Genomic DNA, 20,791 nt, shown 5'->3' with positions numbered 1-20,791 from the left:
GCCATGAAGTCTGCGCCGATTCGTCCAGCGTGGGAGAAAATCTGCCTGACCTGTCCTTACGCGTCAAGTCAGGGCAGGATAGACACCGGATTCGGCCCCCAAGAGGTCAGGATGGAACTTCGCTCCGAAGCAGCAAACCATGAGGAAGTGCGGCGAGTCGCGTTTCCAAGCGCCCGGACCCGCGCAAACGGCAGCGCGGACGCCGAAGAAAGTCCCTGACGAACGCTATGGCGAGCGAATCACTCCAGCAGGAAGCTGTCCCCCATACGGTCAGGAAGGCCCCAGCAGGTCAGGTTGCATCCCCCGATCGGTCAGGGAAGCGCCCCCGGAAGGGCAGGCAAAATCCCCCGTCCGGTCAGGATAAGCTTGCTCAAACCCGCAGAAATGCTGTGCTTTCGGCCTCCTGAATCTGAATCCTTTTGAATCGGAAAAGCTTCCGCTGCGAGCAGCGGCGTTTTGATTCTTTTTATTTTGAGAAAGAGATCGGCGTCGCGCCTGATGCAATCGTTCAATCCCCCCGCCTGGAGGGATACGCGAAGTTAGCCGCCTACGATAGGCTGCCGGCCAAATGACCTTGCGCATGGAGGGTGCATGATCAACTTCGCCAAGTTCGAGATCATCGGCCGGATCGGGGAAATCGACGCGCGGCCGAAAGTCACCCTGCTGTCGGTCTGCGCGAATTATCGCCGCAAGGGTGACGATAACGAATGGCAGGAAGACAGCCACTGGAACCGCGTGAGCGTCTTCAGCGAAGGCCAGCGAAAACATATCGCCGACCGGGCTCAAGTCGGGGATCTCGTGCGCATAGCCGGACGGCTCAAGGACAACTCCTATGAACGCGACGGCGCGACGCACTACACAACCGATCGCATCGTCGAGGAATTCGGGATCCTGGCACCCAAAGGCATGCCGGGGTGAAATATCGGGGAGGGGAGGGCGCAATCAGCAGCGGCGCTCCACCACTTCCGAGGATTAGTCGATGCCCATAGCTGCTCCCCATCGCGCCAAAGCCATTGTCGAAGCCCTGGGTGGGATCTGGCGCGGTACGCGCGGCGAATGCCGGTGCCCGGCACATAACGATCATGGTCCCAGCCTGTCGGTACGCCTGGGCGAGCGGGCGATCCTGTTCCACTGCTTTGCCGGCTGCGACACGCGCGATGTTCTGGCTGCTTTGCGCCGGCGCAAACTTCACGATGCGGAGCCGCTCACAATGCCGCGCCCGAAGGCGGCCGCGGACCATCGCGCTCTTGCACTTCGCCTATGGAAGGCGAGCCAGCCCATCGCCGGATCTCCAGCGGCCGATTATCTGGCGGCGCGCGGTCTGCCGCCTCCCTATCCGCGTTGCCTGCGCTACAACCCGCGCACCATCGTCGGGGCCGGTGAGCGCCGCCGGTTCTTTCCGGCGATGATCGCCGCGGTCGAGAATGATCTGGGGGTTGTCGCCGTCCAGCGGACCTGCCTCGATCTCGCCGACATCCTGCACAAACCCATGCCAAAGCCGAAGATTGCCCTTGGCCTTCTCGGCGACGCGGCCATTCGTCTGGCGCCGGCCGGCGAGGAGCTTGGCCTTGCCGAAGGCATCGAGGACGCCCTTTCAGCAATGGCCTGGTTCGGAACGCCCACCTGGGCGCTGGGCGGGGTCGAACGCCTTGGGCTTGTCGCCATCCCCGAACGGGTCAAGCGTATCATCGTCTATGGCGATCGCGGTGCCGCCGCTGCCGCCATGCTCAAAAAAGCCCGCCCCCATCTCACAGCCAATGGACGCGAACTGGTGCTCCGGCTGCCGGAACGGCACGCGGACTGGAATGATGCTTGGCGTGTCCGCCGGGCCGCCGAGGCGGCCTGAAAGGGGAGGGAGCCTTCCGGCTGATGACCTGGCGCTGATGCCAGGTGTCAGACCTGGAGATGCCCCATGGCCACACACCCCCTCGCGCTCACGCTGCCGCTCGATGATCCCGCCCGTACCGCTGCTCAAGGCATAGCCGACCGGCTGTCCGAAGGATGTCCGGTTGCACGTAACGACCTCCTTGCCGAAATGACCTCCGCTTTCGGTGGCTCGAGCGCCGATGGCCTGTGGTCATTGCGCGACGCCTACGATGTGCTCGAACTCGCGCAGGTCCTCCATCTGAAGAACGCGACGCTCCCGGCAGATGCGAATGCGCGGCTCGCCCAGCTGATCGCTATGACGGCGGCGCTTCCCACGCAAAGCGTGCGTAGCGAAACGCAGATCGCGTTCCAGCAATTCTCGACACCGGCGCCGATCGGCTTCCTTGCCGCCAAGGCAGCCGCGATCACGGCACACGATATCGTGCTCGAGCCCTCGGCCGGGACCGGCCTCCTGGCCGTACACGCCCATCTCGCCGGCGCGCGCCTCCTTCTCAATGATATCGATGCCTGGCGCACGCGTTTGCTGCGTCACGCCTTTCCCGAAGGCAGGCTGAGCACGCATGATGGCGAACTGATCGACGATATGCTCGATCCGCAACTGGTGCCGAGCGTCGTGCTCCTCAATCCGCCCTTCTCGCGAAGCCAGGGGCGCGCGCGCGATCGCCATGCCGCGCTTCGCCATTTGCGCTCCGCGCTGTTGCGGCTTGCTCCAGGCGGGCGCTGCGCCGTTATTCTCCCCGACCGCATCGAGACGGAGGACGCGGATTGGCTGCACGCCACTGCGGGCGCGCATGCCCGGCTGCATCTCGACCTGCCGCCCGATGCCTATGCCAAGCACGGCACCGGCCAGGCAGTCCAGCTCATACTCCTCGAAAAGGACGGGGCAGGGGGCTCGGTCCCGCGCCAGACCTGCACGACGCTCGGCGCTGCGCTTGCGGCCATCGATGCGATGGCGACCCCATGCGCGCCGCAGCCGCAGCCGATCTCCCGCCCCAGCGGATTGTTCCGGGGCCTCACGCGGCGGACCCGCCCCGTCTGCTCGCGTGCGGCGGTGACCCTGCCCACGACCCGCGCGGTCGCCTATCACCGTCTCGACGCGCCCGCACCCGCGGGCGAACCGCAAGGGATTTACCTGCCCTATCGGCCGAGCCGTCTGCTGATTGCCGATGCTCGTGAGCACCCAAGCGCGCTGGTCGAATCGCAGGCAATGGGATCGATTGCCGCACCCCCGGTCGCTTATGAACCCGTGCTGCCGGCCAGGATCCTGGACGACGGCCTGCTCTCGGACGCGCAGCTCGAAACGCTGATCTACGCTGGCGCGGCGTTCGAGCGCGATCTTCCCGGGCGGTTCATATCCAGCGAGGAGGGTCTTTCGCTGTCGCCGGCAGAGGCCGGTAACGCCTATCGGACCGGCTTTTTCCTTGGCGATGGCACGGGCGCCGGCAAGGGGCGGCAGGTGGCAGGCGTCATCCTCGACCAGTGGTTGCGTGGCAACCGCCGCCACCTCTGGATATCCAAGAGCGAGACGCTGGTCGAAGACGCTCGCCGGGACTGGTCGGCGCTTGGCGGCTTGCCGCTCGACATCCAGCATCTCAACCAGTGGAAGCTCGGCACCCCGATCGCGCTGGGCGATGGGATCCTCTTCCTGACCTATGCCACCCTGCGCTCCAACCGCGGCGACAGGGGCACGCGGCTGCGCCAGCTGATCGAATGGATGGGTGAGGATTTCAGCGGCGTCATCGTTTTCGACGAGGCGCATGAAATGGCCGGGGTGGCCGGCGGCGAGGGCCGGTTCGGCGCCACGAAAGGGTCCGAGCAGGGCATTGCCGGCGTCCGCCTGCAAAATCTCGCTCCGCGCGCCCGGATTCTCTACGCCTCGGCGACGGGCGCCTCGGATGTCAACAATCTTGCCTATGCGACACGCCTCGGATTGTGGGGACCGCAGACGGCCTTCGCCGACCGGCGGGCCTTCGTGGAATCCCTGCGCCGAGGCGGCATCGCGGCGATGGAGTTGATCGCCCGCGACCTCAAAGCGCAGGGCCTCTATGCCGCGCGGGCGCTCAGCTTCGCCGGCGTCGAATATGACATCCTCGAGCATCGGCTCAGCGAAGAACAGATCGCCGTCTACAATGCCTATGCCGATGCCTGGGCGATCATTCACAACAATCTGCAGGCCGCGCTCGCCGCCACGCGCGTCACCGACGGCTTCAGCGGTGCCACCTATAATAGCGGCGCGAAGGCCGCGGCATTGTCGATCTTCGAATCGACCAAGCAACGCTTCTTCGGCCAGATCCTGCTGTCGATGAAGCTGCCCTCGCTGATCCCGGCGATCGCCGCCGATCTCGCGCGCGGCGACTGCGCCGTCGTCCAGCTCGTGTCGACCTCGGAAGCGATGCTCGATCGTGCCCTTGCCGACCTGTCCCCCGAGGAGCGCGCCTGGCTCGATATCGAGCTGTCCCCGCGCGAATTCCTGGTCGATTATCTGACCGCGGCCTTTCCCGTGCGCCAGATGCGCACCTATACCGACGATAGCGGCACGGTGCGCTCGGAACCGATGATCGACGAGGCCGGGCAGCCCGTGCTGTGCCGGGAAGCGATGGCCATGCGCGACCAGCTCCTCGAGCAACTCTGTGCGCTGCCGGTCGTCGGCTCGGCGCTCGATCACATAATCGGGCATTTCGGGACGGAGGCTGTGGCCGAGGTGACGGGCCGCAGCCGGCGGATCGTCGTCGATGCCGACGGCCGTCAGCGGATCGAACGGCGCAGCGCGCGCACGAACCTCGCGGAGACCGACATCTTCATGCGCGGCGAAAAGCGCATCCTGATCTTCTCCGACGCCGGCGGCACGGGGCGGAGTTACCACGCCAGCCTCGACGCGCCCAATCAGAGCCGCCGCATTCACTATCTCCTCGAGCCCGGTTGGCGCGCGGACGCGGCGATCCAGGGGCTGGGCCGCACGCACCGCACCCACCAAGCCTGCCCGCCCTTGTTTCGGCCCGTTTCCACCGATTGCCGTGGCGAACGGCGGTTCATCTCGACCATCGCCCGGCGCCTCGACAGCCTGGGCGCGCTGACCCGTGGCCAACGCCAGACCGGCGGGCAGGGACTTTTCGACCCCCGCGACAATCTGGAGTCCGACTTCGCGCGGGAATCGCTCGACCAGTGGTTTCGCCTGCTGTTCCAGGCAAAACTCCAATCGGTCCACTTCGATCAGTTCCAGGCGCTCACCGGTTTGAACCTGGCCGGGGAGGGCGGGGGGCTCACCGAGACCTTGCCCACGATCCAGCGGTGGTTGAACCGCATCCTGGCGCTGCGCATCGACCTGCAGAACGCGATCTTCGACGAATATCTCGGCTTGATCGAAGCACGGGTGGAAAAGGCACGCGAGGCCGGCACCCTCGATCTTGGCGTCGAAACGATCGCGGCCGACCGTATTTCGATCCTCGACCGGACGGTGATCCGGCGCGATCCCGTGAGCGGCGCCGAAACCGAGATCCTGCGTATCGAAACCGAGGAGCGATATCGGCCGCTGACCCTGGAGCGAGCGCATTGGCTTCTGGCCGACCCGGAAGCGCGCGGGTTGATCAACCCGCGTTCCGGCAAGGCCGCCATTTGCCGGCCGACCTTCTCGCTGACGGACGAAGAGGGGCGGACCGTGCGCCGCTATGAGCTGGTGCGGCCGACGCGCACCGAACGGCACCGGCAGGACCTCTTCGCCGAAACCCATTGGACCGACGTGGACCGGGCGAGCTTCGACGAAGCCTGGCAGGCCGAATGCGACGCAATGGCGGCGCAGACGCGCACGCAGATCATCTATCTGGTCACTGGCCTGCTGCTTCCGGTGTGGGGCAAGCTGCCCGACGATCATGTCCAGGTCTGGCGGCTGACGAGCGATGACGGCCAGTCGCTTCTCGGGCGTCTTATTCCGGCGCCGCTGGTTGAGCGGATTGCCAGCGCATTCGGCATCGCGGCCCATGTCGAGATCGACCTCGGCGCGCGGGTCGAGCACGTCCGCACCTCGGGCGAGATCATGCCGATCGGAGCGCTGCGGCTGAAGCGCGCCTTGGTCGCCGGCGATCAACGCCTCGAATTGCTGGACTGGAAGCCCGAGGCGCTGCCGCATCTCAAGGCGGCGGGCTGCTTCACCGAGATCATCCAGCACCGCACGCGGCTGTTCGTTCCCCCGAGCCGCGCCCTCGAGATCCTCGCCAGGATCACGGACTGACCCGCGGCCGCGCCAAGCGACCGAAGAGAGGGGAGGGGGCCTTCGGCCGGGTGGGCCTGAGTGGCTCAAGCCGGCCGACGAGGTCGGCGCAACCCTCGAAGGAGACAACCGATGATCCAGTCCGTGAAGGTCAAGAACCTCTCGCTCTCGAAGGACAATGTCCGCAAATCCAATCGCGATGCCGACCTCGACAGCCTCGCCGACAATATCGCCGCGCATGGCCTGTTGCAGAATCTCGTGGTCACGCCGCTCAAGAAGGCAGGACATTTCACCGTCAAGGCGGGTGGCCGCCGCTTGCGGGCGCTCCAGCGGCTGATCGATTCAGGTCGGCTTGCCGGGGACCATGAGGTTCAGGTGCTGGTGCTCGAGGATGATGCTGGATCGGCCGAAGCGAGCCTTGCCGAGAATTTCCACCGCGTCGCGATGAACCCGGCGGATGAGTGCTCGGCTTTCAAGCACTTCCTCGACAAGGGCGCGAGTGCCGAGGATGTGGCGAAACGTTTCGGCGTCACGACCCGCTTCGTTGAGCAGCGGGTACGGCTTGCCGAACTGGCTCCTCTCGTATTCGCGGCGCTGGCGGCGGGCGAGATCACGCTGGGGGTCGCCCAGGCTTATGCCGTCACGCCCGACGTCGATCGCCAGGCGCGCGTGTTCGAGAGCATGAGCCGGTCCTATTATGGCGACAATCCCGACAATATCCGCCGTGCGCTCCTCAACGGAACGGTCAAGGCGACCGACGCCAAGGCACGGTTCGTCGGCCGCGAGGCCTATGTCGGCGCGGGCGGCCGGATCGAGCGCGACCTGTTCGGTGAAGATGTGGACGAGAGCTGGATCGACGTGGAGCTCATCGAGCAGCTGGCCGCCCAGAAGCTTGAAGCGGCCGCGGAAGCGCTCGCTGCCGAACAGAAGCTGGCGTTCGTGACGCCGGTTCTCGCGACGCATGTGCCCTATGATACGGAGTGCCAGCTCCACGAATATCATCCGCCGCTGCGCGAATTGAGCGGGGACGAGCAGGAGCGCGTCGATAGTCTCTCGGATGAGGGCGACGCGCTCATCCGCGAACTTGAGACCGAACTCGAGGACGGCACGCCCGAGGCCGAGGCGGCTTCGGCGCGTCTCGCCGACATCGAGCGGGAACTCGATACGATCGAGGCGTCGCGCACGATGGTCGATGATGCGATCAAGGACCAGCTGGGCACCTTCATCTATCTGGCGCCCGATGGCAGTCCGCGGGTGCACAGCCGCATGTTCAGCGAGCGCGCCATCCGGCAGGCGGGCGAGGATGCAGAACCCGAAGCACCGTCCGGCAAGGTCGCGGCCTCCCGGCTCAGCGCGACGCTGGTTGACGAACTCGCGACCCAGCGCCGGCAGATCCTGGCAGCCCATGTCGCCTCGGATGCCGGGTTCGCGCTCGATCTCACGATATTCCTGATGGCGCACCGGACGGTGTTCGCCAGCAGCTATGTCCGGGACCACGCGACGTTGCAGGCCGCCGCCGCGAGCTTCCCGATCGTCAGCTTCCGCGATGAAGGTAGCGCGGCGAGCAATGTCCTGACCGAACAGCGCCAGGCGCTCGATGTGAGCTGGGCAGGCGGGAACACGCTGTCGTCCCGCTTCGATGCCTTCCGGCAACTGGATGAACAGGCGCGCGCCGATTGGCTCGCCCATGTCATGGCGCAGACGCTGGAGCCGACACTCAACGTCGACGATGGCGGGCGCCGCAACGGCTTCCACGATCATCTCGGACGGCTGCTCGACATTGATGTCGCGCAATGGTGGCGGCCCGATGCCCAGAACTTTTTCGGGCGGGTGAAGAAGGACGTCATGCTCGAAGCGCTCGACGAGATCGGCGGGCCGGTGCTGCGCGGCCGATACAAGGACGCCAAGAAGGGTGACCTTGCCAATGCCTGCGCTGCGCTCTGTTCGGGGCAGGGCATCGTCGAGGCCGAAGTCCGGGAAAAGGCGCTCTCCTGGCTGCCCGACGAGATGCGGTTCGGCGCGATCGAAAAGCCCGAAAGCTTCCGGAGCTATTCCGCTTTCCTCAGCGATGAAGACGACAGCGACGGCGGGGCAGGGGAGATCGCCCCCGATGGCGATGCTGGCGACTTCGAACAGGCCGCCTGAGGCGAACGCCTAACGGCGGGCGGCGCTTTCGTGTCGCCCGCCGCCCTTCATCGGCGGCGCTGAGACAGCCGCTCTTTCGCGGAGTATCCACCATGACCCAATCATCGGGCCGGCCCTCGCCGGCCGAGACCATCACGCGCGCCATCATCGACCGGCTCGAGGCCGGTGTGCGTCCCTGGGTACGGCCCTGGCGATCATGCGCCGCGCAAGGGCGCCCGCTGCGCGCCAATGGCGAGCCCTATCGCGGCATGAACACCTTTTGGCTATGGCTGGCCGCCGAGCAGTGCGGCTATCGGTCCCGCTACTGGATGACCTATCGGCAAGCACAAAGCCTCGGCGGGCAGGTCCGTGCCGGTGAGCAGTCGCAATTTGCGATCTTCTACAAAGCCTATTCGAAGAAGGTCGATTCCTACGAACGTCCGGGTGAGCTCGTCGATGAGCAGCGCCGGGTCATGCGGTCCTATGCGGTCTTCAATGCCGATCAGATCGATACACTGCCGGGCGATTTCTATCCCGAAGCCCTCTCCCTCGTCCCGCCGGGCGACCGGCTCGGTCCGCGGGCGGAGCGCTTCGTCGATCGGCTGCCCGCGCGGCTGCGATGCGGCGGCGATCGTGCTTATTATGATCTGCGCGCGGACGTCATCACCATGCCGCCGGTCGAGCAATTCGACACGCGCGCCGCCTGGGCAGCCACCATTGCGCATGAGGCCGGCCACTGGACAGGCCATCCAGCCCGGCTTGCCCGATCGTTCGGGAAGCGCTTCGGCGATCAGGCATATGCGTTCGAGGAGTTGGTCGCCGAACTGACAGCAGCGCTGGTTGGCGCCGATGTGGGTCTCCCAACCACCCATCTCGACGACCACGCGGCTTATATCGGATCCTGGCTCGCCATTTTGCGCAAGGATAATCGCGCATTGCTGACGGCGGCTGCGCGAGCCGAGGAAGCCGCCGGGTTTCTGCTGCGGGCAACCGATCTCGCTTGCGAGGATGATCTGGACGAGCAGGCGGCTGCTTGATCTCGCCATGTCGCCGATTGCACTATATCCATATATCCGCTATCGTGGATATATGGATAACGAATCTGTCATCGTCGCGTTGGGCGCGCTTGCCCAAGCCACGCGCCTCGACGCCTTCCGCCTTCTGGTGCGTCACGAACCCGAAGGCCTTCCCGCCGGCGAGGTCGCCAAGGCGCTGGATGTCCCGCAGAACACGATGTCGGTGCATTTGGCGACCCTGGCGCGTGCCGGCCTGGTCACATCCGAGCGGCGCAGCCGGATCATCAACTACCGCGCCGATCTCGATGCGCTACGCTCCGTGATGCTGTTCCTCGTCAAGGACTGCTGTGGTGGCCGGGCCGAGCTCTGCCATCCACTTGCGGATGAACTGCTTGCCTGTCGTGCTGCCTGAAAGGACATCAACATGACGGATCGCCTGTTGAACGTACTGTTTCTTTGCACGGGCAATTCCGCCCGTTCCATCATGGCCGAGGCGATCCTCAGCCGTGAGGGGCTAGGCCGTTTCAAATCGTTCAGCGCCGGCAGCCAGCCCAAGGGCGAGGTCCATCCGTTCACCATTCATCTCTTGGAGAAGCTGAACTACGACGCAAGCCGGTTCCGCTCGAAGAGCTGGGAAGAGTTTTCCGGCCCCGATGCGCCGTCCTTGGATTTCGTGTTCACCGTTTGCGACAATGCCGCCAATGAGCTTTGCCCGGTTTGGCCGGGGCAGCCGCTGACCGCCAATTGGGGGGTGCCCGATCCGGCCGCTATCGAGGACAGCGAAACGGTGCAGCACGCGGCCTTCTTCGATACTTACAGGATGCTGTTCAATCGCATCTCGCTGTTCACCAACCTGCCGTTCGAAGGCCTCGACAAGATGAGTCTACAGAACCGGCTGAACCGGATCGGCAAGGAACAGGGCCGCGCCGACCTCCCAAGCGAAAAGGCACCCAGCGCATGAGCAATGCCGCAATCGATATCGTCATCTATCACAATCCCGAGTGTGGGACGTCGCGCAACACGCTGGCGATGATCCGCAACGCCGGGATCGAGCCGCATGTGATCGAATATCTCAAGACGCCGCCCAACCGCCCGCGCCTGGTTTCGCTCATCGCCCGCATGGGCATCAGCGCACGCCAGTTGCTCCGCGAGAAGGGCACGCCCTTCGCCGAGCTGGGTCTTGCCGATCCGACGCTCAGCGATGACCAGCTCATTGATGCGATGATCGAACATCCGATCCTCATCAACCGGCCAATCGTTGTGTCGCCGCTCGGCGTGAAACTCTGCCGTCCATCGGAAGAGGTGCTCGATCTTCTCCCGTCCGCCCAGCGCGGGGCTTTCACCAAGGAAGATGGCGAGCAGGTCATCGACGCCGCCGGCAAGAGGATCGGGGCGTGAACGCGACCGTTGCGGCACGACCCAAGCCGGCGATCAACAGCTTCGAACGCTATTTGAGCGTCTGGGTGGCGCTCTGCATCGCTGTCGGCATCGCGCTCGGCTATTCGCTGCCGAATCTGTTCGCAGCCATCGCATCGGCTGAGATCGCGCGCGTGAACCTGGTCGTGGCTGTGCTGATCTGGCTGATGATCGTCCCCATGCTGCTCAAGATCGACCTCGGCGCGTTGGGGTCGGTTCGCCAACACTGGAAGGGCGTCGGCGTCACCCTCTTCATCAACTGGGCGGTGAAGCCCTTTTCAATGGCGCTGCTCGGCACGCTGTTCCTGGGATGGCTCTTCCGGCCGCTGCTGCCGCAGGGCGAGATCAACGCCTATATCGCCGGGCTCATCCTGCTCGCCGCCGCCCCCTGCACGGCGATGGTGTTCGTCTGGTCGAACCTGTGCGACGGCGAGCCGACCTATACGCTGAGCCAGGTGGCGCTCAACGACGTGATCATGGTCTTCGCCTTCGCACCGCTGGTCGGACTGCTGCTCGGGGTCGCCTCGATCACAGTGCCCTGGGACACGCTGCTCATCTCGGTCCTGCTCTATATCGTCGTGCCCGTCATCGTCGCGCAGATCATTCGTCGGGCGTTGCTATCGTCAGGCGGGCAGCCGGCGCTCGATCGGCTGCTGGCAACGCTTGGGCCGGTGTCGCTGGTTGCGCTGCTGACGACGCTCGTCCTCCTGTTCGGCTTCCAGGGCCCGGCGATCCTGGCTCATCCGCTGGTCATCGCACTGATTGCCATTCCCATCCTCATCCAGGTCTACTTCAATGCGGGCCTGGCCTATTGGCTCAGCCGGCGCTTCGGCGTGGCCTGGTGCGTCGCCGCTCCGGCCGCGCTGATCGGCGCGTCCAATTTCTTCGAGCTCGCGGTTGCAGCCGCGATCAGCCTGTTCGGCCTCAATTCCGGGGCCGCGCTCGCGACCGTGGTGGGCGTGCTGGTCGAGGTGCCGGTAATGCTGTCTGTCGTCAGCATCGTCAAGAAGACGCGGCCCTGGTACGAGCAACGCGTTCCTGCATGATCGCTACACTGCTGGATTCCAGGTCGCTTTCCGACCTGATGGCGGAGCTGAGCGCGGCGGGTCTGCCTGCCAGTGATCTCGCCGAGGCGGGACGCCGCTTCTTTCGGTTCGAGGATGATGTTGGCCTTGTCGGCTATGGCGGGATCGAAGGCGACGGCTCCGACCGCCTGCTGCGCTCGCTGGTCGTGAAGGCCGATCGGCGCGGATGCGGATTGGGCGGTGCCATTCTCACGGCAGTCGAACGCGCTGCAGCTGATGAGGGCGCGACTAGCCTGTACCTGCTCACCACGACCGCCGAGCCTTTCTTTCGCCGTCACGGCTATGAAACAGCCGAACGGACCGACGTTCCTGCCGTCATCGCGCAATCGGCCGAGTTCCGATCGCTATGCCCGGCGAGCGCCGCCCTTTTGTACAAATGGATTGCCTGATGTCGCGTCTTCGTATCCTTCCCGAACCCGATCACATGCCCGCGCTGGACCGTGCAATGATCCGGCCCGATCTCGCCGCCGGGCTCGGCGCGCTTGAGCCGAAACCTCGCATCCTCCTCCTCTACGGCTCGCTGCGCGAGCGGTCGTTCAGTCGCTTCGCGGTCGAGGAAGCGGCCCGGCTGCTCATCCTCTTCGGCGCCGAAGTGCGGATCTTCGATCCGGCCGATCTCCCGCTCCCCGACCAGATCAAGGACGATGATCACCCGGCGGTGCATGAGCTTCGCGAGCATGCGCTTTGGTCCGAGGGCATGGTCTGGTGCAGTCCCGAACGGCACGGCCAGATCACCGGCATCATGAAAGCGCAGATCGACCATTTGCCGCTCGAATTCGGCGGCATGCGTCCGACCCAGGGCCGGACCCTGGCCGTCATGCAGGTTTCGGGCGGATCGCAGTCGTTCAACGCGGTCAACACGTTGCGGCTGCTCGGGCGGTGGATGCGCATGTTCACCATCCCCAACCAGTCGAGCATTGCTATGGCGTTCAAGGAGTTCGACGAGGACGGCCGTCTCAGTGCCTCAAGCTATTATGACCGGATCGTCGACGTCATGGAGGAGCTGGTGCGCTTCACGGTGCTGACACGTCGCCATGCCGATCAACTCGTGGACCGCTATTCGGAACGCAAGGCGGCAGCCGCCAAGCGCGACGCGGCCCAAGATCTGGCCTCACGGTCGAAGGCCTGACGGCCGGGCTCTTCCGATGCGACGCGCTTTCATGCCGTCCTGTGCGTATCGGGAGATCGGGTTGCGGGTGCCCTTCTTAAGGTCCTCTGCGTCATGAATGCCTGACGCGACAGGGCCTTCGCGCCTTTCGCCAGAGGATGCGGCACATGGGCCATCGCGCTGGCGGCGGCAACCCGAACGCTCCGGCCGTGTTGGCGCGCCGAGGCGCGCCTGCCCGCACCACCCGGACCTTATCGGGTTCCCCTTGGGCGTTGCCCGGCGGTGCCGCCGCCGCTTTTTCGATGGCCCGGAGGGTGCGCATCCGGCGGGAAGGCCGCCGGCCCTGCGACACGGAAAGGCAATCCCTCATGACCAGCTCCCTTTCAGCAGTGCTCCAAGCACTCGAACTCGGCCATCTCGACCTGATGGGCGACCAACGCTCGATGGAAGCGCCGCCGCCGGCCGAAGCGCTCGAACAGACCGTCAGCGCCATCTGGAGCGATCTCTTCGCGCTCTTCCCCTTCACCGCGCTCGAACGCGACATCGAGGATCTGGGCTGGGGCTTCGTCAATCTCTTCCACCGCGCGGCCGCCAAGAAGCATCAGCTGATCGACCGCCTGACCGACGAGATCCGGCTCCTGCTCGCCGAGCAGGACGGATCGGAGATCGCGACCGCTGATCTCGAGGACAAGATCGATCTCGCTCGCAAGGTCGAGCAGTCCGCCCAGGCCTATGAGGGGATGCGCGACACCGCGGCGCGCCACTATCTGCATGAGACCGGCCGCTCCTGGGTGCCCGCGACCGGCAACCGCATCTCGCTCGGCACGACCGCTGCGATCGTCGATGGCCGGGCCTATTTGCAGGCGCGGCGCGAGCGGGTGCGCGATGCCAATATGGTCCATGGCACGCCCGTGGTCTTCGCCGGCGGGCGCCTTCGCTTCGCCAGCGACGACGAGGCCAAGCAGTTTGCCGACAATCTGCTGCGGACCCTCAAGGCCGTGCGCGAACGTGTGGGCGACATGTATCTCGTCCATGGCGGCGACATGAAGGGCATCGAGCGTCTTGCAGCATCCTGGGCCGAGCAGAACGGCATCCAGCAGCTGCGGTTCGGCCTTGATCGCAAGCTTGGCGATCGTGCCGGCTTCCGGCGCAACGAGCAGATGCTCTCGGTCAAGCCGCGCTACGTCATTGCCTTCCAGGGCAACGGCGTCACCGAAAGGCTGGTGGTCGAGGCCAAGGCGCGCGGCATCCATGTCGTCGATCGCCGCGGACCGCTCGGAACGCCGCCGGCGGCTTTATCTCGCGGCTGACCGCCGTGCCGGCCGCTTCGGCGGCCGGCTTTTCTCAATCTCGCGGATTCCGGTGCCGGAGGGGAGGGGGCGGGGCGGATGCGTCCCTTGTTCCCTTCGGAGGTTCCGCATCATGTTCATGCCCGATCGCGCCAGTGCGTGCGCGCTCCTTGCCTTCCGCGCCGCGCATGGCCGCCACTGGAAGGCGAAGCTGCTGTCCTTATGGTCGACAGGCCGCGATGTGGACGAAGCCGATGGCGCTTACTTACGGCATCTTCGCAACCAGGCCGGTCCCTCCTGGCTCCGCCAGCTGACGCCGCGCCGCTGGCGCGCGATCGAAAGATTGGCGGCGCCCGGCGATCCGGTGCTTGCAGCCGTGTTTCTCGATCGAGCGCGCGAATTTCATCGCGGCGCGCAGATTGGCGCGCCTATTGCGCTTGCGCCGGCACTGCACTTGCTCGCGATCTCCTGCGAACTGGGTTTGAAGGCGCATCTTTTGGGTCATGGCTGGACGGACGATGCGCTGGCCCGCGATATCCGTCATGACCTTGTCCGCGCCCTCGACGAGGCGCGGCAGCTAGGCCTGCCGGCGCCCGGTCGTCCGCTGGCCGATTTCATCAAGAGCCTCGGCCCGGCCTATGCCGTGCATCGGATCGACGCGCTGGTGGCAGGTGGCTATGCCTGCGACATCGGCGCCGTGCTTTGCGAGACCGGGCAGCTCCTCGATGCCGTGGCGGCCTGCCTGAGGCCAGCCACGCCAGGCGCCGCCACCTTGCGTACCTCCTCTTCCCCCTCCGCGTGATCGTGCAACGGACGTCGTGTCGAGCCCGCGAGTGGCCATGCGAAGGATCTACAATCCCGTCCTGCGGCTCAAGGGACGGGCAGATAAGGCACGGGCGTAAGGTCCGCGAGATGCCGGACCGGCGTGCTCGGCAAAGCCGGCAATATCGGCGGTTTCGCTGGGTGGGCTCCGGTCATGGCCCAAGCGACGCACCGTCCTTCTCCTCATCTGACCCCTAAGCCGGCCGTCCGGCCCATCCAACCCGCAAGCCATCGGGCCGAGTTGCCGTGTGCCACGGCTGCCCGCACCACCCCTTGTCTCGGGGTTCCCCGGCGCTGCGCTGCCGGTGGATGGGCCGTCCTGTCCGCCTTGGCCGGGGATCAGTCGAAGGGACGGTCCCTTGGACCCACATCGAAGGAACTCAGGCCATGCAGAACCTCGTCATCCTCGCCGGCAATGTCGGTGGCACGCCGGAAACCCGCACCACCCAGGGCGGCACCCGCATTACCCATTTCAGCCTCGCCACCTCGCGCCCGAAGCGCGACAGCAACGGCAAGATCCTGCGCGACGACAACAATCGCCGCCTCGAGGACACCGAATGGCACCGGATCACCTGCTTCAACGGCGTCGGCAAGACGGTCGAGCAATATGTCGACAAGGGTATGAAGGTCATGGTCCGGGGCCGTATCCACTACACCCGCTGGACCGACAGCGAGAATATCGAACGCTACGGCGTCGAGATCATCGCCGACGAGGTGACCTTCCTCACCCGCGCCAAGTCCAACGAGAATAGCGGCGGCGGCAACGAGCCCGAAGACGATGAAATCCCCTTCTGAGCTCGGACAGGGCGGCCCGGCGGCATCGCCGCCGGGCCTCTTATCCTGTTCAGGCGCGGCATGGTCCCAAGCGGATCAGCGGGATCGGCATCGCCCCTTGGCATAGCGCTCCCAGCGCAGCACGGTGCCGGTCGCAATCATCGCGCAGCTGAGATCGCCGATGCCGGGCGCGTTGCACCAGGCGCCGGTCCGGTTGCCCTTGGCTTCGCCGGTCGAGACGCAGCGCATGGTGGGGCCAGCCACGCGAATATGCCCGGTGGATGTCTGGCCGCGCGGTCCGCCAAGCAGGCGCACCAACGCATCGCGGGCGGCCGGGCCACTTGCTCTCGGACAGGGCTGGCCGGGGCGGCAGCTGTTGTCGATCTCGCGCGCGGCAATGCCGGCGAGCCGCACATGGGCGCCCTCGCGGCACCAGATCGGGCCATCGCCATCCCAGACGCGCGTCGGTGTGCAGGCGAAGGTCTGATCATTGGGGACCACGGCGGCGGCAAGCAGGAGCGGGAACAGCATCCGGCGGGGCTAACCGACAAGCGGCGGCCTGTCATCCGGACCCGTTGGATGGAGCGGCAGGCAGGGCAAGGGGTGGGGCGCGACATCGGCGGGGACCTGGCCTCCTGGCCGGCGGGTTCGCCCGCTCTCAATCGGCGCGATCCTTGGTCCACCCGGTGACCTTTTGCGATCAACCCGCAAGGGGTCCGGTCGCTTCGCTACGGCTTTTTGGGCCTCCAGCCAAAAAAGTGATCGCGGCCACCGGCCGGACACATCGGGCGCCTGTCGAGCGGGACGAACCCGCCGGCGCGCAAAGGAGCCTCGACATGTTCACCGACATCGCAATCGCTCGCCGCCACGCCTTCAGCCTCTCGCGCAGCCTCATGATGGTCACCTTCGTCATCGCGATCGGGCAGCATTACGGGGTTATCACCGCCGAAGACGCCGACGGCAGCGTCGCCATCGTCACCGAATTCGATCCCTTTGCCTGACGGCTCGACCGGGAGCCGCTCGGCTCCCGGTTATTCCCCGCGCTTCGCTCGCGGCTTGCGCCGAAGACGAGAACCGATTGTTCAGATGCCGCGACTATGCTGCGATAATGACGATTGAGGCTGCGATAGCGAATGCCGGCGATGATGCCCTGTGGGCGCGCGTCACCCAGGAGGTGAACGCCTGGCGCGGTGCCTGTCTGCAATGCTTCGCCGCGGTGGAGGTGGCCGTTACCGAGACTTTGCTGCATCTGAGCGCTCAGCCGGGACGAGGACAGTCGGTGAAGCTACGGCATTTGGTCGGGCAACGGCTCGATGACCTTGCTGCACTCGTCAATGAGGGCGGCCCCTTTTCCGTGGAGGGAAAGGGTGTCGCGAGCCTGCTGGCGGAATTTCGGCACCAGGAAGGGCTGCGCACGATGCTCGCCCATGGCCAGGCGAAGCTGACAGTCGAACGGACCAGTCGATGGGCCGCCATCTTTCGTGTGATCGCGATCCGGGCACGGCAGGCTGATCGTTCGACGCTCGTGATCGAAGAGAACGAGGCGGCGGAGAGGCTTCAGCAGCTCCGTAAGGTATCGCAGAAATTGTGTTCTGCACTTGGCAATCTGCGACGGGCGGTTGCCGTCTGAAAGTCGGATTTCTCTGCATCTATGCGCTGAGAATGGCGGCTCCGGCGCGGCCGGACCGGGCTCTAGGCTTCGCCCTGAGCCTTGTGCCAAGTCTCAGCCCATTCGGGTGACGATCCCTGCCGTGACTGCTCGCACTTCTCAACCCTGCGCGCAAACTATGGCCCGGCCGGTCGCGCCGCGCGCTGGAGGGCAGTTGGCCAGGCCCGCACGCAGGTGCTCATCGTGCAGCAATATGTGCCAGGGACGGTCATGGCCCCGCGCCGCGAGATAATAGGCCGCGCCGTCGCAGCCGACCATGCGGCATCGGGCCTGCCGGTCGATGAGGCTGGCGCCTGCTCCATGGAGCCCGATCAGGGCATCGACATCCTCGCGCATCAACGCACCGCAGCGGCGGCATTGCGATCGGACGAGGATCTGGCGCAGCCGCATCGCCTGGAGTGACGCGGTCCAGGCCGGGGCAAGGCGGAAGAGAGTGGCGCTGCTCGTCATGATGGGCGGAGGATAGCGCCGGGCTCTCCGCGGAGCCAGAGAATCAGGACACCGCGATCATCTCTTCGCGATCCCGCCCGCCAAGACCTTCCTCCTGTCGGCTTGCCTGGCCGGCGCGCGCGCCCGCGCAAGCCCGCTTTGCGGGCTTCTCCACTGCCGTTGCGACCCTGCCGGTGCGCGGCCGCGCTCTGCCGCCGGCCCTTGGCACGCCTGTCGGAAGGCCCCGGCGGGCGGGGCCGGACAGATCAGGAGCGTTCTCATGTCCCAATCCTCCCCGAATGCGATGAGCCAGGCCGAGCGGATCGCCCGCGTCGCCGAACTCAATGACGCGCTTCGCCGGTCCATCCATAGCCCGGGCCGCAACCAGATCGTGATGACTGCGGGCGTTGCGGCGCTGATCGGCGACGTCGCCCTGTTCCGCGGCTTTCGCCGCCGCGCGGAGATCCTCCGGATCGTGCGCGACTATGACAGCTTCACGCCCGACAACGATCCGATCGACGAGCATGATTTCGGCCGCTTCGAGTTCGAGGATGCGATCCTCTACTGGAAGATCGACTATTACGATCTCGAGCTCGCCTATGGCTCGCCGGATGCCGCGAACCCCGAGGTCACGACGCGCGTGCTCACTATCCTGCTGGCCGACGAATATTGATCCGGCGCAGCCATCCCCCCGACCGGGGGGATGGCCCGCATAGTCTGCTTGAGCAGACTATGCGGGCAACGGACGCCGCATCCGCAAATGCGGGAGGGGAGGGCGCGGGTCCGAGATGTCGCGCGATTGCGCGTGGCCGGCGCCAGTGGCGCCGTTCGCTTGCCCGTTCACTGGCTCCAAGGAGACTTATCATGGCCGCATATTTCGCCGCGCATCCCGATCACGCGTTTCTCTTCGCGTTCGGCTGCTTCGCCCTCACCGTCTATCTGTTCCGCTATGCCGGTCCCGGCATTGGGGGTGGCGGCGACTGGTCCTCGCGCGATCATTATGAGCGCAACCTGCGCGATGGTCCTGACGACTATTGCTGAGGTGCCGCGGTCATGAAGACGATCGTCGTCAGCCTGCTCAAGGGCGGGGTCGGCAAGACCTTCCTCGCCAGTCATCTCGCCTGGTATCTTGCTGAACCGCCTGAGCGCCGCGTCGCCTTCGTCGATCTCGACCCGCAGGGCAGCTCGACGCGGCGCCTGGGCGCCGAGCGGCAAGGCGGATTTTCCGCCGACCTGTTCGATCCTGCCGCTGCCCTGTGCGCCGACGGGCAGGCCGGGCTAACCGTGCTCGGTGCCGATCCCCGTCTCCAGATGGTCAAGGCGGCGCAGGATGTGCGCGACTTCATCGGCCGCTTCCCGGCGCTCCGCCCGCATTTCGACTATTGCGTTATCGATACCGGTCCCAAGTGGGACGAGCTCACCTTGAGCGCGATGGCGGTCGCCGATGCCGTGATCGCGCCGGTGCAGGTTGCCGAGGATTCGGTCGAATGCGCCAAGATGCTGCTGACCGCGCTGCGCAAGGCCGAGGCCGCGCGCGCCGGCCGCAAGATCGCTTTCCTCGGGCTCCTCCCCTCGATGGTCAATCCGTTCGACCGGCGCGAGATGGAGAATGCGGTGAAGCTGGCGCATGCGGTCGGCGAGAAGCTCATGTTCCCGGCCTTCATCAAGGCGCGGCCGACCTACAAGCATGCCGCGGAAAATCATCGTCCGGTATGGCAGGAGACCGGCAGCGGCGCCAAGGCGGCGGCCGAGGAGATCCGCGCGGTGCTCGCCGAGATCGAGGGGCGCATGACAAGCCAGGAGGTCGCGGCCGCCTGATGGGCAAGTTCGACGAGCGCATCGAGGAGTTCGGACTTCTTGTCGGCGACCATGAACGGGCGCGCCGGGTCGAGGATATCGAACTTGCGCGCATCCTGCCCGACCCCGGCAATCCCCGGCGCAGCTTCGACGATGACGCGCTCGCCGAGCTGGCCGCCTCGATCGCGTCGCGCGGCGTGCTGCAGCCGATCACGGTTACGCCGCCCGACGCGAACGGCATGCACCGGATACGTCTGGGCGAGCGCCGCTTCCGCGCATCGCAGCTGGCGGGCCTTGCCACGATCCCCGCGATCGTCGTGCCGGTCGGCGAGGGAGTGCAACTGCTGGCCGACCAGATCGTCGAGAACGACCAGCGCGCCAATCTGTCGTCGGTCGAGCTCGCCCATGCGATCGCCCGGATGCTGAAGGGCGGGATGAACCAGGTCGAGATCGCGGCGGCACTCGGCCGATCCAAGCAGTTCGTCTCGCTCTATGCCGCCTATGGCGACATGCCGGCCTATCTCAAGGCGGCCCTGCCGTTTGCGCCTATTCGCCTTCTCTATGATCTGCACCGGACGGCGAGGGACTACCCTGCCGAGGTCGAGGCCTATGTCGCCAGCTGGGGCGACGCCGGCGCAACGCTCGCCGCAGGATCGCGCTTCATCGCCGAACTCAAGCAGACGCACCCGGCGCCGGTCCCTCCGCGGGCGCCTGTGGCACAGCCATTGGCCCCCACCGACCGCGATCCGGTTCGATCGGGCCTCACGGACAAACCCTCCGCGCCGATCCGATCTCCTAGACTACCGGTCTTGGTCGACGGCTTCCCTGCGTGGCTCCCGCTGGCGCCTTTGGTCACGGTGATTTTCGAGGATGGCCGCGAGCGTGAAGTCGCTGCCTCGTCGATCGGTCCGACCGGCGAGAGAAGCGAGGCCTTGCCAACAACTGACCCGCCTCCTCCGCGTTCGTAGTTTATCTTGCACGATGGTTTGGGCCGTACCCTTCGGGGTGCGGCCCTTTTCGTGTCGATGGGCGGGGGCAGCGCCGAAGGCGCCGCCCCTTGCTGCGGACGATCGGTGTTCGAGAGGGGTTCGCTGGCCGAAGAACAATAGTCTGCCCAAGCAGACTATAAGATGAGTTGAGTAAAGGTAAGGGCCGGATAGGCTTGGCGCCG

Annotated in this window: 23 protein-coding genes; 20 read left to right on the top strand and 3 right to left on the bottom strand. The window is 65.8% G+C overall.

What is annotated here, in order from left to right; all coding sequences use genetic code 11:
- Positions 1-311: 311 nt before the first annotated feature.
- Positions 312-512: a hypothetical protein gene (locus tag SLG_RS21180; RefSeq protein WP_013041755.1), complete on the bottom strand. Its 201-nt coding sequence runs from the start codon at positions 510-512 to the stop codon at positions 312-314.
- A 79-nt stretch (positions 513-591) separates the two neighbouring features.
- Between SLG_RS21180 and SLG_RS20125 the strand changes: the two genes are divergently transcribed.
- The 14 genes from SLG_RS20125 (at position 592) to SLG_RS20060 (ending at position 15,746) form a co-directional block, all read left to right on the top strand.
- Positions 592-918, top strand: a complete 327-nt coding sequence (locus SLG_RS20125; RefSeq protein WP_007688082.1) for a single-stranded DNA-binding protein — start codon at positions 592-594, stop codon at positions 916-918.
- Between the two features lie 61 nt (positions 919-979).
- The gene (locus SLG_RS20120; RefSeq protein WP_007688081.1) at positions 980-1,846 is read left to right on the top strand and encodes a DUF7146 domain-containing protein; all 867 of its coding nucleotides are present in this window, start codon (positions 980-982) and stop codon (positions 1,844-1,846) included.
- Between the two features lie 66 nt (positions 1,847-1,912).
- A complete protein-coding gene (locus SLG_RS20115; protein WP_013041753.1) occupies positions 1,913-6,112 on the top strand; it encodes a strawberry notch-like NTP hydrolase domain-containing protein in 4,200 nt (1,399 codons plus the stop codon).
- A 111-nt stretch (positions 6,113-6,223) separates the two neighbouring features.
- Positions 6,224-8,236, top strand: coding sequence for a ParB/RepB/Spo0J family partition protein (locus SLG_RS20110; RefSeq protein WP_007688079.1), 2,013 nt, complete (start codon positions 6,224-6,226; stop codon positions 8,234-8,236).
- Between the two features lie 92 nt (positions 8,237-8,328).
- A complete protein-coding gene (locus SLG_RS20105; RefSeq protein ID WP_007688077.1) occupies positions 8,329-9,252 on the top strand; it encodes an ArdC family protein in 924 nt (307 codons plus the stop codon).
- Entirely contained in the window at positions 9,224-9,643 is a 420-nt protein-coding gene (locus SLG_RS20100) for an ArsR/SmtB family transcription factor (protein ID WP_007688075.1), read from the top strand. Before SLG_RS20105 ends, SLG_RS20100 begins: the two co-directional genes overlap by 29 nt.
- A 12-nt stretch (positions 9,644-9,655) precedes the next feature.
- Positions 9,656-10,192, top strand: coding sequence for an arsenate reductase ArsC (locus tag SLG_RS20095; RefSeq protein ID WP_007688074.1), 537 nt, complete (start codon positions 9,656-9,658; stop codon positions 10,190-10,192).
- Positions 10,189-10,629: an arsenate reductase (glutaredoxin) gene (arsC, locus tag SLG_RS20090; RefSeq protein ID WP_007688073.1), complete on the top strand. Its 441-nt coding sequence runs from the start codon at positions 10,189-10,191 to the stop codon at positions 10,627-10,629. Before SLG_RS20095 ends, arsC begins: the two co-directional genes overlap by 4 nt.
- Positions 10,626-11,693 carry an ACR3 family arsenite efflux transporter gene (gene arsB, locus SLG_RS20085; protein WP_007688072.1) on the top strand — a complete coding sequence of 356 codons (1,068 nt, stop codon included), beginning with the start codon at positions 10,626-10,628 and terminating at the stop codon, positions 11,691-11,693. Before arsC ends, arsB begins: the two co-directional genes overlap by 4 nt.
- On the top strand, positions 11,690-12,121 hold the full coding sequence (arsN2, locus tag SLG_RS20080; protein ID WP_007688071.1) for an arsenic resistance N-acetyltransferase ArsN2: 432 nt from the start codon (positions 11,690-11,692) through the stop codon (positions 12,119-12,121). The genes arsB and arsN2 overlap by 4 nt, the downstream gene beginning before the upstream one ends.
- Positions 12,121-12,861, top strand: coding sequence for an arsenical resistance protein ArsH (arsH, locus tag SLG_RS20075; RefSeq protein ID WP_007688070.1), 741 nt, complete (start codon positions 12,121-12,123; stop codon positions 12,859-12,861). Before arsN2 ends, arsH begins: the two co-directional genes overlap by 1 nt.
- A gap of 347 nt (positions 12,862-13,208) precedes the next feature.
- Positions 13,209-14,150 carry a DUF2493 domain-containing protein gene (locus tag SLG_RS20070; protein ID WP_007688069.1) on the top strand — a complete coding sequence of 314 codons (942 nt, stop codon included), beginning with the start codon at positions 13,209-13,211 and terminating at the stop codon, positions 14,148-14,150.
- Positions 14,151-14,262: 112 nt separating this feature from the next.
- On the top strand, positions 14,263-14,931 hold the full coding sequence (locus SLG_RS20065) for a hypothetical protein (RefSeq protein WP_007688068.1): 669 nt from the start codon (positions 14,263-14,265) through the stop codon (positions 14,929-14,931).
- A 407-nt stretch (positions 14,932-15,338) separates the two neighbouring features.
- Positions 15,339-15,746 (top strand): single-stranded DNA-binding protein, encoded by a 408-nt coding sequence (locus SLG_RS20060; protein WP_007688067.1) that lies wholly within the window; start codon positions 15,339-15,341, stop codon positions 15,744-15,746.
- A 75-nt stretch (positions 15,747-15,821) separates the two neighbouring features.
- Here the strand turns inward: SLG_RS20060 and SLG_RS20055 are convergent, their stop codons facing one another.
- Positions 15,822-16,256: a thermonuclease family protein gene (locus tag SLG_RS20055; protein ID WP_007688066.1), complete on the bottom strand. Its 435-nt coding sequence runs from the start codon at positions 16,254-16,256 to the stop codon at positions 15,822-15,824.
- Positions 16,257-16,561: 305 nt separating this feature from the next.
- Between SLG_RS20055 and SLG_RS20050 the strand changes: the two genes are divergently transcribed.
- Both SLG_RS20050 and SLG_RS20045 read left to right on the top strand, forming a co-directional pair.
- Entirely contained in the window at positions 16,562-16,726 is a 165-nt protein-coding gene (locus SLG_RS20050) for a hypothetical protein (protein WP_007688065.1), read from the top strand.
- A 107-nt stretch (positions 16,727-16,833) separates the two neighbouring features.
- Positions 16,834-17,355, top strand: a complete 522-nt coding sequence (locus SLG_RS20045) for a hypothetical protein (protein ID WP_031295760.1) — start codon at positions 16,834-16,836, stop codon at positions 17,353-17,355.
- Between the two features lie 138 nt (positions 17,356-17,493).
- On the opposite strand, the gene SLG_RS21975 is transcribed toward SLG_RS20045, so the two are convergent.
- Positions 17,494-17,844 carry a hypothetical protein gene (locus SLG_RS21975; protein WP_066564291.1) on the bottom strand — a complete coding sequence of 117 codons (351 nt, stop codon included), beginning with the start codon at positions 17,842-17,844 and terminating at the stop codon, positions 17,494-17,496.
- Positions 17,845-18,103: 259 nt separating this feature from the next.
- Between SLG_RS21975 and SLG_RS20035 the strand changes: the two genes are divergently transcribed.
- From SLG_RS20035 to SLG_RS20025, 4 genes are all read left to right on the top strand, one after another.
- Positions 18,104-18,496: a DUF3768 domain-containing protein gene (locus tag SLG_RS20035; RefSeq protein WP_007688057.1), complete on the top strand. Its 393-nt coding sequence runs from the start codon at positions 18,104-18,106 to the stop codon at positions 18,494-18,496.
- A 191-nt stretch (positions 18,497-18,687) separates the two neighbouring features.
- Positions 18,688-18,864 (top strand): hypothetical protein, encoded by a 177-nt coding sequence (locus tag SLG_RS21970; protein WP_007688055.1) that lies wholly within the window; start codon positions 18,688-18,690, stop codon positions 18,862-18,864.
- A gap of 12 nt (positions 18,865-18,876) precedes the next feature.
- Positions 18,877-19,641: a ParA family protein gene (locus tag SLG_RS20030; RefSeq protein ID WP_007688046.1), complete on the top strand. Its 765-nt coding sequence runs from the start codon at positions 18,877-18,879 to the stop codon at positions 19,639-19,641.
- Positions 19,641-20,588 carry a ParB/RepB/Spo0J family partition protein gene (locus tag SLG_RS20025; protein ID WP_007688045.1) on the top strand — a complete coding sequence of 316 codons (948 nt, stop codon included), beginning with the start codon at positions 19,641-19,643 and terminating at the stop codon, positions 20,586-20,588. Before SLG_RS20030 ends, SLG_RS20025 begins: the two co-directional genes overlap by 1 nt.
- Positions 20,589-20,791: the final 203 nt, after the last annotated feature.

It is taken from the genome of Sphingobium sp. SYK-6 (assembly GCF_000283515.1).
Taxonomy (GTDB): Bacteria; Pseudomonadota; Alphaproteobacteria; order Sphingomonadales; family Sphingomonadaceae; genus Sphingobium; species Sphingobium lignivorans.
Note: the sequence above shows the minus strand (reverse complement) of the source record. Positions and strands in the feature narration are given on the sequence as shown.

Bases quoted from the DNA above. Each gene is read 5' to 3' on its own strand.
- SLG_RS20125 (WP_007688082.1), top strand. From the start codon at position 592: ATGATCAACTTCGCCAAGTTCGAGATCATCGGCCGGATCGGGGAAATC.
- SLG_RS20120 (WP_007688081.1), top strand. From the start codon at position 980: ATGCCCATAGCTGCTCCCCATCGCGCCAAAGCCATTGTCGAAGCCCTG.
- SLG_RS20115 (WP_013041753.1), top strand. From the start codon at position 1,913: ATGGCCACACACCCCCTCGCGCTCACGCTGCCGCTCGATGATCCCGCC.
- SLG_RS20110 (WP_007688079.1), top strand. From the start codon at position 6,224: ATGATCCAGTCCGTGAAGGTCAAGAACCTCTCGCTCTCGAAGGACAAT.
- SLG_RS20105 (WP_007688077.1), top strand. From the start codon at position 8,329: ATGACCCAATCATCGGGCCGGCCCTCGCCGGCCGAGACCATCACGCGC.
- SLG_RS20100 (WP_007688075.1), top strand. From the start codon at position 9,224: ATGATCTGGACGAGCAGGCGGCTGCTTGATCTCGCCATGTCGCCGATT.
- SLG_RS20095 (WP_007688074.1), top strand. From the start codon at position 9,656: ATGACGGATCGCCTGTTGAACGTACTGTTTCTTTGCACGGGCAATTCC.
- arsC (WP_007688073.1), top strand. From the start codon at position 10,189: ATGAGCAATGCCGCAATCGATATCGTCATCTATCACAATCCCGAGTGT.
- arsN2 (WP_007688071.1), top strand. From the start codon at position 11,690: ATGATCGCTACACTGCTGGATTCCAGGTCGCTTTCCGACCTGATGGCG.
- arsH (WP_007688070.1), top strand. From the start codon at position 12,121: ATGTCGCGTCTTCGTATCCTTCCCGAACCCGATCACATGCCCGCGCTG.
- SLG_RS20070 (WP_007688069.1), top strand. From the start codon at position 13,209: ATGACCAGCTCCCTTTCAGCAGTGCTCCAAGCACTCGAACTCGGCCAT.
- SLG_RS20065 (WP_007688068.1), top strand. From the start codon at position 14,263: ATGTTCATGCCCGATCGCGCCAGTGCGTGCGCGCTCCTTGCCTTCCGC.
- SLG_RS20060 (WP_007688067.1), top strand. From the start codon at position 15,339: ATGCAGAACCTCGTCATCCTCGCCGGCAATGTCGGTGGCACGCCGGAA.
- SLG_RS20055 (WP_007688066.1), bottom strand. From the start codon at position 16,256: ATGCTGTTCCCGCTCCTGCTTGCCGCCGCCGTGGTCCCCAATGATCAG.
- SLG_RS20050 (WP_007688065.1), top strand. From the start codon at position 16,562: ATGTTCACCGACATCGCAATCGCTCGCCGCCACGCCTTCAGCCTCTCG.
- SLG_RS20045 (WP_031295760.1), top strand. From the start codon at position 16,834: ATGACGATTGAGGCTGCGATAGCGAATGCCGGCGATGATGCCCTGTGG.
- SLG_RS21975 (WP_066564291.1), bottom strand. From the start codon at position 17,844: ATGACGAGCAGCGCCACTCTCTTCCGCCTTGCCCCGGCCTGGACCGCG.
- SLG_RS20035 (WP_007688057.1), top strand. From the start codon at position 18,104: ATGTCCCAATCCTCCCCGAATGCGATGAGCCAGGCCGAGCGGATCGCC.
- SLG_RS21970 (WP_007688055.1), top strand. From the start codon at position 18,688: ATGGCCGCATATTTCGCCGCGCATCCCGATCACGCGTTTCTCTTCGCG.
- SLG_RS20030 (WP_007688046.1), top strand. From the start codon at position 18,877: ATGAAGACGATCGTCGTCAGCCTGCTCAAGGGCGGGGTCGGCAAGACC.
- SLG_RS20025 (WP_007688045.1), top strand. From the start codon at position 19,641: ATGGGCAAGTTCGACGAGCGCATCGAGGAGTTCGGACTTCTTGTCGGC.